The organism is Shinella granuli, from assembly GCF_004341885.1.
GTDB classification, from domain to species: domain Bacteria; phylum Pseudomonadota; class Alphaproteobacteria; order Rhizobiales; family Rhizobiaceae; genus Shinella; species Shinella granuli.
Genome location: NZ_SLVX01000060.1, coordinates 1 through 8,121, shown reverse-complemented (window position 1 = coordinate 8,121; position 8,121 = coordinate 1). Strand labels below are relative to the sequence as shown.

Annotated in this window: 7 protein-coding genes and 1 pseudogene; 5 read left to right on the top strand and 3 right to left on the bottom strand. The window is 61.2% G+C overall.

The features are described 5' to 3' along the window. Positions 1-524 precede the first annotated feature (524 nt). Genes EV665_RS31475 through EV665_RS31465 form a run of 3 tightly spaced genes read right to left on the bottom strand, consistent with a single transcriptional unit; the run spans position 525 to position 3,170 of the window. Positions 525-1,256, bottom strand: a complete 732-nt coding sequence (locus tag EV665_RS31475; RefSeq protein WP_133037199.1) for a ribonuclease activity regulator RraA — start codon at positions 1,254-1,256, stop codon at positions 525-527. Beyond that, a complete protein-coding gene (locus tag EV665_RS31470) occupies positions 1,253-2,458 on the bottom strand; it encodes a mandelate racemase/muconate lactonizing enzyme family protein (RefSeq protein ID WP_133037198.1) in 1,206 nt (401 codons plus the stop codon). The genes EV665_RS31475 and EV665_RS31470 overlap by 4 nt, the downstream gene beginning before the upstream one ends. 4 nt (positions 2,459-2,462) lie before the next feature. Beyond that, complete coding sequence (locus tag EV665_RS31465; RefSeq protein WP_133037197.1) at positions 2,463-3,170, bottom strand: FadR/GntR family transcriptional regulator; 708 nt, start codon at positions 3,168-3,170, stop codon at positions 2,463-2,465. Positions 3,171-3,352: 182 nt separating this feature from the next. Here EV665_RS31465 and EV665_RS31460 point away from each other — a divergent pair, with 182 nt between their 5' ends. The 5 genes and pseudogenes from EV665_RS31460 to EV665_RS31440 all read left to right on the top strand — a co-directional run. Next, positions 3,353-4,684, top strand: coding sequence for a sugar ABC transporter substrate-binding protein (locus EV665_RS31460; protein ID WP_162853233.1), 1,332 nt, complete (start codon positions 3,353-3,355; stop codon positions 4,682-4,684). 72 nt (positions 4,685-4,756) lie between these two features. Continuing rightward, entirely contained in the window at positions 4,757-5,662 is a 906-nt protein-coding gene (locus EV665_RS31455; protein ID WP_133037195.1) for a carbohydrate ABC transporter permease, read from the top strand. A gap of 10 nt (positions 5,663-5,672) precedes the next feature. Next, on the top strand, positions 5,673-6,542 hold the full coding sequence (locus tag EV665_RS31450) for a carbohydrate ABC transporter permease (RefSeq protein WP_133037194.1): 870 nt from the start codon (positions 5,673-5,675) through the stop codon (positions 6,540-6,542). Between the two features lie 56 nt (positions 6,543-6,598). Next, entirely contained in the window at positions 6,599-7,660 is a 1,062-nt protein-coding gene (locus EV665_RS31445; RefSeq protein ID WP_133037193.1) for an ABC transporter ATP-binding protein, read from the top strand. A gap of 59 nt (positions 7,661-7,719) precedes the next feature. Then, positions 7,720-8,043 (top strand): annotated as a pseudogene (locus EV665_RS31440) (transposase); the annotation flags it as partial. Between the last annotated feature and the right edge of the window lie 78 nt (positions 8,044-8,121).

Sequence of the window (8,121 nt, the reverse complement as noted above, 5' to 3'; positions counted from 1 at the left end):
TCCATGGGTAGAACACTGGCTATATTGACGTCGATATAGCCGGAGCCTCACCAAAATTCGCAAAACAGCAAGGCGTCCTTCCCCGGATGCGTACGATGCAACTCCACTGGCGGCGCGTCATGCTAGATCTCGGCGAACTTTCCCGTCGGTTTTCATCCTACTTCGAGCCGGAAGCCGTGCGGGCTACAGATTGGATGGACTCGCAAACAGTCGACAGCCGCCTTATCGAGACAGCATGACACACCAATAATTACGTTGTCGAAGCCCGCGAGCGCATGCTGGCCGCATTTCCGAATCCGCCAGATAGAACACCTTCTGGACGTCCGAAAACATCCGCAGGTAGCGATCCGCCGGCGTGCTCCATGCAGAACGAACTCGTTCTGTTAGGATTCGACCGGGCCAGCATTGATCGCTCATTCCCGACTACTGATCAGCAACGATCGACAAATCGCTCCAATGTTAACGCGAACATGCTGCAACGGAATGTTCCTGCACATCTTGGAAGATTAACGAGTCACGCTGGCTTAGTTCGCCCCGCAAGCCGCCTTCCAGTGATTGAAACGCACCAATGTATCTGGATCGGTCGGTGGGTAGAGACCAATTATCGGAACCCCGTGCCTGACCTCTTGCAGCACGAATTCTTCAAAGAGTTCCATCGGCTCGGCAGCTTCCGCAATCATCTCGACAAGATGTGCTGGGATGACCATGACTCCATCACCGTCGCCGACGAGGACATCCCCAGGATAGACAGGAACCCCACCACAGCTTATGGGCACGTTGATATCGACAGCGTGATGCTTGGTTAAGTTAGTTGGTGCCGAGGGTTTTGCCGCAAAGACCGGCATCGACAATTGTCCCGCACCCGTTGCGTCTCTCACACCACCGTCCGTAACGCAACCTGCGGCGCCGCGCACTTCCAGGCGTGTGAGCAGAATCGACCCGGCAGACGCCGCACTCGCATCCTGCCTACAATCCATGACCAGCACATGGCCCTCGGGGCATGTCTCGACCGCTACGCGCTGCGGATGATCGGCGGAACGGAACGCCTCCAGTTGATCCGTATCCACGCGCGAGGCGATATAGCGCAACGTGAATGCCGGCCCCACCAGCTTGGTCCGCTTCTCGTTGAGGCAGGAAACCCCTTGAATATAGCAGTTGGTGTAGCCCTGTTTATAGAGCAGCGTCGCGATGGTGGCGGTGCTCGCTTTTTGCAGCCGCCGCAGCGTTTCGGGAGAAAGTGTATGGTTTTGGGTCATTCGGCGGTCCTTGCTCGCAATCCGGTCGCGTTGAACCGGGGCTGTATGTAGAGGTGCTCGTTCGCGGTTCCCGGCGCGTAATGCGCGTCGTTCGGAATGCCCGTGTTGCGCTGCGCGGGATATTTGGCGATTTCGTCCAGCACCAGATCGACGCCCAGCCCGGGCACATCCGGCACTTCGAGACCGCCATCGCGGAAAACGGGGGGCGCGGAAATCACGCGCTCGCGTCCGGGCCAGTCGGAGCCGAACCGCTCCAGGATGAGCGCATTGGGGATCGCCGCCATCAGGTGGATGGCGGCGAATTCCGCGACGGGACCCAGCGTGCCGGCATGCGGCGCTATCGTCACCCCGAAAGCTTCGGCGATCGCCGCCAGCTTTTTCATCTGCCCGATGCCTCCGAAACGGCCGGTATCGGGTTGGGCGACATCGATCGCCCCGCTGGTGATCAGCGGCGCCAGGCCCCAGATCTTCGCCGTTCGCTCGCCCGCGGCAACCGGTACGTGGCAGGCATCGCGAAGGCGCAGCAGTTCGTTCGGATGCTCCGGAGCAACCGGCTCCTCGAGGAACAGCAGGTTCAACGGCTCGAACTCGCGGGACATCCGGCGCGCGTCGGCCGGGGTCAGCCAGGGCGGGCCATGCAGGTCGACCATCAGGTCGATCTCGTTGCCGAACGCGGCGCGCAGGGCGGTGGCCTTGTCGAGCGCACTCGAAACGCCGCCGGTCTTGAATGCGCGATAGCCCCGATCGATCAGCCTCTTGGTCGTTTCGACGCTGCTGGTATGGGCATATGCGGGAACCACATCCCGGAACTTGCCGCCGAGCAATCGCCAGACCGGCACCCCCAGAAGCTTGCCGTTCAGGTCCCACAGCGCCATGTCGAGGGCGCTGAGGGCTCCCCCTCCGACCGTACCCGTGAGCCCGTGGCCCATCTGGGCCAGGTGCAGCCGGCTCCACAACCGGTCGATGTTGTAGACGTCCTGGCCGACGAGCAACGGCGCGAGGTCGCGCACGGCGGCCTGCACAACCGCCGGCCATCCGGAGCCTTCCCCCACACCATACGTGCCGTCCTCGGCGATGACGCGGACAAAAAGCCACTGGCGGGTTCCGCTAAGGCTCATGCCGCCGGCGGATTCCTCCGACCAGGCAGTTTCGGCAGGACTGCCCGCCTGCATCAGATACGTTTCAACAGCGGCGATTTTCACAGGCCTATCCTTCGAATATTCGAGATTTCGCGTTCAGCAGATGGGTTTTCATCGACGCCTTTGCGCCCTCTGCATCACCCTTGCGAATGCATTCCAGGATAGCGGCATGGTCCACGACCACCTTGGAAATCCGCGACTGGCCGCCGTCCATCTTCAAGGCGCGATTGATCAGGATGCCTTGCAGCAGATGCTCGCGGATCTGGTCGATAATCGAAACGTAGAACCGGTTCTTGCTGGCAAGCGCCACGGCGCGATGAAAAAGGAAATCCTCTTCTCCGCCGAGATTGGCATCGAGATTGACCCGCTCGAGCGCATCGCAGCATCGCGCAATGGTGTCGATATCGTCCTTCTCCGCGCGCAACGCCGCAAAATATGCCGAGTCGCCCTCCACGCTGATGCGCATTTCGAAACACCGCTGGATATCGTTCACGCTCGCCAACGGGGCGATCTGCGACACCTTCGCCTCCGGCCGGCGCGACAAATAGGTGCCCGACCCCTGCCGTGACGCGATGACCCCGTCCTCGCGCAAACGTGCCAGCGCCTCTCGAATGATGGGGCGGGAGACCTCGAAACGGGCAGCAAGCTGCGTTTCCGTTTCGAACCGGTCCCCGATCTGCATCGCGCCGCTGACGATTTCGCCAACGAGCTGGTCGTAGATGAAATCGCTGCGCCGAAGGTATTTGAGATCAGACGACGAAATATTCTGTTCCATGCCGCCAACCTAGGTTGCGACAGGGCATTTGTCAAACGATAATGAAATTGGTTTGACAAATATTCGATATGGTCTTACAACCCATGACAAATGGGATCGTGCCAAGGCCTGCCGGAGCAGCTTGGCGCTACGGAGGGATCCCTGTTTCAACCGAACCACAGGCAAACGGAGGAGTAAGCAAAATGACATTGCGCGATACTATGCAGCGGAGACGCTTGGCTGGACTGGTGGCCGCCATGATGCTTGGCTGGACTGCAACGCATGCCGTTGCACAGGAACAGATCATCACGCCCGAGCTCATCGGAAAAGCGGACGCACCGATAACCCTGACCATCCAGCCGCGTTTCGCCTATTCGCACCAATCCAACGACGCAAAGCGCAGGGCTGTCTTGACCGAAGCCTTCGAGGCGTGGGCACGCCGCCATCCCGACGTGAAAATTCAGGTGCAGGTGCAGCAGGGAGACGACGCGGTGATCGTTGCCAAGCGCCTTCAGGACGCTGCCGCAGGCCGGGCCGCCGACGCCATCATGGTGGAGGATCTCGACTATGGTAAATTCTATGACCTGACGGCGTCCTTCGACCCGTACCTGACCGCCGCCGAGAAGGGGGATTTCCTCTCGGGCGTTATGGAGGGCATGAAGCACCCGGCCACCGGCGAAGTGAAGTATCTGCAGATGACCTCGTATACGACCGGGCTGTGGTATCGGCGCGACCTGGTAGAGACCCCGCCGAAAACCCTGGAAGAACTGGCGCAAGTTGCCGAAAAGCTGAAGAAAGAGCACAATTTCCGCTATGGCATGTTTCTGCTCGGCGGCCCTGGCGTGATGAACTACATCCTCATGCCGCAAATGGCCGGAATCGGCGGATCCATCATTAACAACGACGAGCAGGCGACCCCGGTCTTCAACGAGCCGGCCAACCGTGACGCGATGATGCGCGTGCTTTCGTGGCACAAGGACATGGTGGATCGCGGCCTCATGCCCTCCGATATCGTGAGCTTCGCGGCCACCGGCGACGTCGTATCGCGCGTGGAGGCGGGTGAAATGCCGTTCGCTTTTGGTGGAACCTTTATGGGCGGCGGCATCCGTGGAACCTCTCACGGCGACAAATGGGCGTTTGCGCCCATGCCGACTTTAGCCGGTGGTTCGTCCGTCCAGTTCCAGGGCGGCTGGTCCTGGGGGCTTTTCACCAAGGATGCCCAGAAGCAGGCCTTGCTGACGGATCTTCTGATGGAGACCTATACGGGCTCGTGGGCAATGGCCCGGTGGGGCGAGGCAGGCGGTTATACGCCGACGCGCGTTTCCGCATTGAAGAACTACCAGGCATTTACCGTCGAAGGCCTGGACAAGGCGTTTGCGGATGCGGTTGCCGATGCCAGGCCGTTCCCGAAGGGGAAGCTGCGCGACGTGGTCGATGCCGCGGTCAACAACGCATACCAGCAGGTCATTCTGGGGGCGATGACGCCGGAAGAGGCCGTCGACGAGGCATGGGCGACCGTCGACGCGGAACGCTGATCCATACGCGGGCACGGCTGCGGCCGTGCCCGCGTCCGTTCCACTGTTTTAACCGATTGGACCACCTTCGCGATGACATCCACGTCTTCTTCCGCCTGGGCGCGTGTGCAGGACAGCCCCTGGTTCTGGCTTTTGCCGGCGGGCCTGTTCCTGCTCGTCTTCTACACCTGGCCGCTGCTGGACGTGGTGAGGCTCAGCTTCACGAATGCCAGCCTCGTCGCGCCCGACTACGACTACACGTTCGACAGCTACCGTCGGGTGCTGCGTGATCCCTCGACACTGCGCACGTTGAAGGTGACGTTCCTGTTCGCGGGCGGGTCGGTGATCCTGAAACTGGTGCTGGGCATGGCCCTTGCACTCGCCATAGATGCGGGAGTGAAGCGCGGCCTGCACGGCATCGTTCTGGTGCGTACGTCCGTTCTGGCTGCGTGGGTCATTCCGGGCGTAGTCGTCGGCGTATTGTGGAAGATCCTGCTTTCCACCTCCAGCCACGGGCTTCTGAACTACTGGATCCAGGCCGCGTTCGGAAACAGCGTCGGCTTTCTGACCGACCCCGACATTGCCCTCTCCACCGCTATTCTCGCCAATGTCTGGCGGGGCGTCGCCTTCACCATGATCCTGCTTTATGCGGGGCTCCAGCGCATTCCGCCCGAACTCTACGAGGCTGCGCGGGTCGACGGCGCCGGCGCCATCGCACGGTTCCGGTTTGTCACGCTGCCGACGCTGGCCCCCGTCATCTTCATCGCCCTGGTCCTGATCACGATCGGCGGGATCAACACTTTCGATCTGATCATGGCCCTGACAGAAGGCGGCCCCGCGCGCGCCACCGAGGTCGTCGGGCTGCGCGTCTATCAGCAGGTGTTTCAGTTCATGAATCTCGGTCGCGGCGCCGCACTCGCGGTCCTGCTGCTGGCCGTCAACCTGCTGATGACGCTGATCTACCTGCGGCTGCTGCGCATCAACCGCAAAACCGATTGAGGACCAGGCAATGACCCATGCGAATGTTGAAATCGGTTCCGCAGGCGGGCGGCGGCTGGCCAACACCGGGCTGTATGCAATCTATGCGGTTGCCGTGCTCTTTACCCTGTTTCCCATCCTGGCCGTCGTCATGCTGTCGATGAAGCAGCCGAGCGAGGTTTTCAGCTGGCCGCCGACATTCCTCCCCGCGACGTTGAACCTCGACACCTATATCTACGTCCTCACCGAAACGACAATCGGCCGGATGTTGTGGAACTCGGTCTTCCTGACGGCCTGCTCGACGGCCGGCTGCATCGCCATTTCCGCGCCGGCGGCCTATGCGTTTTCGCGGCTGAAGTTCCGCGCGCAGAAGCCGCTGCTGCTCATCCTGCTGGTCTACCAGATGATCTCCTCGATGGTGATCGCGCTGCCGCTCTACCGCTATTTCGAGGCGCTGGGCCTGCTGGACAGCCACATGGGGGTGATCCTCGTCTACATCACCGTCGAGATTCCCTTCACCGTCTGGCTGCTGAAAGGCTTCTTCGATGCCATTCCGCCCTCTCTCGACGAGGCCGCGCGGATCGACGGCGCCAGCCGGTTGCAGGTCTTGCGGATCGTCATCCTGCCGCTCGCAAAGCCCGGGCTCGCGGCGGCGCTGATCTTCAATGTCATCGCCGGCTGGTCGCAGTTCATCATCCCCTTCATCCTGATCCAGCGGGCCGAGATGCTGCCAATCTCGATCGGCGTCCTGAATTTCGCTCCCGGCCAGACCGAAGGCGAGATCACCATTCCCTACCTTGCCGCCGCATCCATCATCGCGATGCTGCCGGCGCTCACAATGTTCGTCCTTCTGCAACGCTACATCGTGCAGGCGTTGACCGGCGGTGCCGTGAAGGGATGAGGCTGGCCGGCCTTGCGGGAAGCCCGCCGCCGACCGTAGAAATCAAGGAGAAACGCATGTCGCAGGTCACCATCGCCAATGTCAGGAAGACCTATGGGTCCGCCACGATCATTCCCGACGTCTCTCTCGACATTTCCGACGGAGAATTCGTCATCCTCGTCGGGCCGTCGGGCTGCGGGAAATCGACGCTGCTGCGCATGATCGCCGGTCTGGAAGCGATCAGCGGAGGTGACATCGCCATCGGCGGCCGCGTCGTGAACAATCTGCAGCCCAAGGAACGGGACATCGCGATGGTGTTCCAAAACTATGCGCTCTACCCCCACATGACCGTTGCGGACAATATGGGTTTCTCGCTCCGGCTTTCGAAGGTGCCGAAGGCCCAGATTGCCGAAGACGTTGCAAAAGCCGCCAAGATCCTTGGATTGACCGCCCTGCTTGACCGCTATCCGGGCCAACTGTCCGGCGGACAACGCCAGCGCGTGGCGATGGGACGCGCCATCGTGCGCAATCCCCAGGTGTTTCTCTTCGACGAGCCCCTTTCGAACCTCGACGCCAAACTTCGCGTGCAGATGCGTGCGGAGATCAAGGAGCTTCACCAGAAGCTGAAGACGACGACGATTTATGTCACGCACGACCAGATAGAAGCCATGACGATGGCCGATAAGATCGTCGTGATGCGCTCCGGCGTCATCGAGCAGATCGGCGCGCCGCTCGAGTTGTACGATCATCCCAGGAATCTGTTCGTCGCGTCGTTCATCGGCTCGCCCTCGATGAACCTCATCCATGGAAGGGTGGAAGGCGGGCACTTCGTCTCCGACGGCGGACACCGCCTCCCGCTGCCGCGCGCAACGGCCGGCCTGGAAGGGCGCCCCCTCGTTTACGGCGTGCGCCCCGAACATCTCGCCCTTGCGGATGACGGGTTCGAGGTGGAGATCGCAGTCGTGGAGCCAACGGGTTCGGAAAGCCACGTCCTTGCACGCCTTGGCGACAACGATCTGACCTGCGTCTTCCGGGAGCGCATCACGTTGCGCTCAGGCGACAGGGTGCGGGTGCGGCCAGAGCCGGACAATATCCACATTTTCGACGCCCAATCGGGAGACCGTGTTATCCAAGTCTAGGTTCAGGACCTATTAATTTGGGATGAGATGTGATTCACGGTTTCTGGAAGGAGACCGTGATGGATGATCTGTTTCTGCTGAGCGAGCGCCAGATGGCTCGGATCGAGCCGCATTTTCCCTTGGCGCATGGTGTTCCCCGCGTCGATGATCGCAGGGTAATCAGCGGCATCGTCTACGTCATCAAGCACGGCCTGCAATGGAAGGATGCGCCAAAGGGCTACGGACCGCACAAGACGCTCTATAATCGCTTCATCCGCTGGAGCCGGCTGGGTGTATTCGACCGCATCTTTGTGGCCCTGTCCGGTGACGGTCCGAAGCCCGAACGCATCATGATCGACGCCACACACCTGAAAGCGCACCGAACTGCGGTGTCAACGGCGGAGTAAAAACCGGCCACGGGGCGGAGCAAAAGTCGGCCACTGCGGCGCCGGCCTGAGACCGCCGGGAGGGCTTAAGCCCGA

Bases quoted from the DNA above. Each gene is read 5' to 3' on its own strand.
- EV665_RS31475 (WP_133037199.1), bottom strand. From the start codon at position 1,256: ATGACCCAAAACCATACACTTTCTCCCGAAACGCTGCGGCGGCTGCAA.
- EV665_RS31465 (WP_133037197.1), bottom strand. From the start codon at position 3,170: ATGGAACAGAATATTTCGTCGTCTGATCTCAAATACCTTCGGCGCAGC.
- EV665_RS31460 (WP_162853233.1), top strand. From the start codon at position 3,353: ATGACATTGCGCGATACTATGCAGCGGAGACGCTTGGCTGGACTGGTG.
- EV665_RS31455 (WP_133037195.1), top strand. From the start codon at position 4,757: ATGACATCCACGTCTTCTTCCGCCTGGGCGCGTGTGCAGGACAGCCCC.
- EV665_RS31450 (WP_133037194.1), top strand. From the start codon at position 5,673: ATGACCCATGCGAATGTTGAAATCGGTTCCGCAGGCGGGCGGCGGCTG.
- EV665_RS31445 (WP_133037193.1), top strand. From the start codon at position 6,599: ATGTCGCAGGTCACCATCGCCAATGTCAGGAAGACCTATGGGTCCGCC.